A 3,475-nucleotide genomic window follows, 5' to 3' on the forward strand; every position below is an offset into this window, starting at 1 on the left:
TGGCGGACTCCAGCATGACGGCCCCGCTGGAACCGGGAGACGCGGTCCAGTTCCGCCTCGCCGTCGGCGACAGCGCGAGCATCATCGCTGTCCGTCCCCTTCCGGACACGGCGGTCGCCCGAAATCCGGCCCGCACGACCACGCCGATCACGTCGGCGGACACCGAGGGGCCGCAGATGCTCCAGGAGGGAGACCGCGTCCCCGCGGGCCTCACGCTCGTGAACCAGGCCAGCGAGTCCCTTCAGATTGGCGACTACCGCGGGCAGACGCTCGTCCTGACGTTCATCTACACCCGGTGCCCGCTGCCGAACTACTGCCCCCTCATGTCGAAGCAGTTTGCGGCCCTCCAGCCGCAGCTCCGCGAGCGGTACGGGGAGGAGGCCCAGCTGCTGTCGATCAGCTTCGACCCGGCCTACGACACGCCGCAGGTGCTCCGCGAGTACGCGTCGAAGTACACGGATCGGCTCGACACCTGGACCTTCGCGACCGGCGACTCGACCCAGGTGCAGCGGGCCACGGAGCTGTTTGGCGTCTCGGCACGCAAGACGGCGGAGGACGAGATTACGCACAACCTCACGACGGCCCTGATCGGGCCGGAGGGACGGGTGCGGCGCCTCTGGCGGGGCAACGACTGGGCCCCGGCGGACGTGCAGCAGGCGGTCGCACGGGTGGTGGGCTCCTCCTGACCCCGCGCTTGACCTGACGGCTGCACCGCTCGCGGGGCCGTGCGGTTGCAGATCCAGGCCGGAACCCGTCGCTGCGGTTCATTTATGAACGCATGCTCATGTAATCATAAAAATGGGGCAGGGCCGAGTGCCCCGGCCTCGCCCCGTCGTCGTCATGTCCGATCACGTCCGGCTCGACCTTCCGGTTGTGTTGCCTGAGGTTCCCGACGCGGACGACGCGTGCGTGGGCCGCCTCACGGAAAGCCTCCAAGAGCAAGCGGGGGTAACCGAGGCCCACGTGGCGACGGCCCCGAACGGGGCGCCGGCCCGGCTCTGCGTCCACTACGACCCGGACACAATTTCGCTTCCCCGCATTCGGCAGCGGGCACAGGGCCTCGGCACCGAGCTGACCGATCAGTACGGGCATCTCTCCTGGACCGTGGAGGGCGTCTCGCGGCCCCGGCGGGCCCGCACGATTGCCCGGCGGCTGCGACGGATCGACGGCGTCGTGGAGGCGGAGGCGAGCGCGGCCGGGCAGATTCGCGTGGAGTACGACCGGGCCAAAGCCGACGAAGACAAGATCCGCGACGGGCTCCGGTCGATGAACGTGCAGGTCCAGGGGGATGTGCTACACGCCCGCGGGCCGGCCGGGGGGACTGGCGGGAAGGCGGCGGGGCACGACCACGAGCACGGCGGCCTCTTCGGGGCGCAGACGGAACTGGTGTTTGCGATCCTTGCCGGCGTGTGCGTGGCCGCGGGCGTCGGGGCCTCGTTCATGGGCGCCGTGCCGGACGGCGTCTCGTGGGGACTGTACGTCGCGGGCTACGTCTTTGGGGGGACCTACACCGTGCGGGAGGCGATCGACACGCTCCGGGCGGGCGAGTTCGAGGTGGATTTCCTCATGCTCGTGGCCGCGGGGGGAGCGGCGGTGCTCGGGAAGTGGCTGGAGGGCGCGTTCCTGCTCTTCCTCTTTTCGCTGGGCCACGCCCTGGAGCACTACGCAATGGGCCGGGCGCGGCGGGCCATCGAGTCGCTGGCGGACCTGGCGCCGGACACGGCCCTGGTCCGACGAAATGGGACCGAGCGGGAGATGTCGGTCGAAGAGTTACGGGTTGGCGACACCGTCGTCGTGAAGCCCAGCGAACGCATTCCGGCCGACGGGGTCGTCACGAAGGGCGAGAGCGCCGTCGACCAGGCGCCCGTGACCGGCGAGAGCGTGCCCGTGGACAAGGCGCCGGTGGAGGACCCCGAGGCCGTTGGGGAGGCGACGGACGTGGGCGCGGCCCACCGCGTCTACGCCGGCACGATCAACGGCCGTGGTGCGCTGGAGGTGCGCGTCACGAAGCAGGCCGACGAAACGACGCTTTCGCGGGTCGTGCAGATGATCACCGAGGCGGAGGCCGAAAAGGCGCCCACCGAGCGCTTTACGGACCGCTTCGAGCGGGTCTTCGTCCCGGCGGTGCTCGGGCTCGTGGGACTGCTTCTCTTCGCCTGGGTGCCCCTGGAGGAACCCTTTGCCGACAGTTTCTACCGCGCCATGGCCGTGCTCGTGGCCGCCAGCCCGTGCGCCCTCGCCATCGCCACGCCGAGCGCCGTGCTGAGCGCCCTGGCCCGGGCCGGGCAGGGCGGCGTGCTCGTGAAGGGGGGCGGCCCGCTCGAACGCCTCGGGCGGCTCGGGGCCGTCGCGTTCGACAAGACGGGGACCCTCACGGAGGGGAAGCCCCGGGTGACGGACGTGTCCCCGTACGGGGGCACGTCGGAGGCCGAGCTGCTGCGCGTTGCGGCGTCGGTGGAGCGGCGCAGTGACCACCCGCTCGCGGAGGCGGTCGTGCAGCACGCGACGGGGCGTCTTGATGGGACGCCGCTCGGGGAGGCCCGCGATCCAGAGAGCATCACGGGCCGGGGCGTCAGGGCCACGGTCGACGGCCAGCCGGCACATGTCGGCAAGGCCGCGCTCTTCGACGAGGTCGACGGCCCGCCGCTCCCGAACCCGCTCCGCGACGCGGCCGAGGCCCTGGAGGCGGAGGGGCGGACGACGATGATTGTGCGGCGTGGGGACGACTACCTGGGCGCAATCGGCCTCGCGGACACCCCGCGCCCGGAGGCCGCCGAGGTGGTGGATCGGCTCCGTGAGATCGGCATCCGGCGGATGGTCATGATTTCGGGGGACAACCAGCGGGTGGTCGACGCGGTGGCTGCGCGGCTCGGCCTCGACGAGGCCCGCGGCGATCTCCTGCCCGACGACAAGGTCGAGACCGTGCGCCGGCTTGGGGCGGAAGAGGACGTCGCCATGGTGGGGGACGGGGTGAACGACGCGCCCGCCATGGCGAACGCCACTGTGGGCGTTGCGATGGGGGCGGCGGGATCGGACGCCGCCCTGGAGACCGCCGACGTGGCCCTCATGGCCGACGACCTCTCCCGCCTGCCATTCGCGGTGGGCCTGAGCCGGCAGACGCGCCGCATCATCACGCAGAACCTGTGGATCGCGCTCGGCATGGTTGCGGCCCTGGTTCCGGCCACGATTTTTGGGCTCCAGATCGGCCCCGCCGTGGTGCTGCACGAAGGGTCTACCCTGCTCGTGGTGGCCAATGCGCTGCGGCTGCTCCGGTACGACCCGTAGCCCCCGACGACGGAACCGGAGTCGGGGCGTGGTATAGAGGGACAGTCCGCCCCGCCGTATTCTTTTCCGCGTCCCTACGCACTACCCATGCCCGGCAACACCGCTTCTGGCGATCCGACGGAGACGACTGAGGCGACCTGCGGAACGGAGGTGCCCCTCGCGGAGGCGCTTCCTGGAAATTCGGTGACCG

Annotated in this window: 2 protein-coding genes; both read left to right on the top strand. The window is 71.1% G+C overall.

Annotation, left to right across the window (positions count from 1 at the left end):
* A partial coding sequence (locus V5A20_RS13640; RefSeq protein ID WP_332327599.1) for an SCO family protein occupies positions 1-686 on the top strand: 686 nt, incomplete at its 5' end.
* A gap of 154 nt (positions 687-840) precedes the next feature.
* Entirely contained in the window at positions 841-3,285 is a 2,445-nt protein-coding gene (locus V5A20_RS13645; protein ID WP_332327600.1) for a heavy metal translocating P-type ATPase, read from the top strand.
* Positions 3,286-3,475 lie beyond the last annotated feature (190 nt).

Origin of the sequence: Salinibacter sp. (assembly GCF_036626415.1) — a bacterium.
GTDB lineage: Bacteria > Bacteroidota > Rhodothermia > Rhodothermales > Salinibacteraceae > Salinibacter.

Coding starts and splice junctions, on each gene's coding strand:
- V5A20_RS13645 (WP_332327600.1), top strand. CDS start 841: ATGTCCGATCACGTCCGGCTCGACCTTCCGGTTGTGTTGCCTGAGGTT.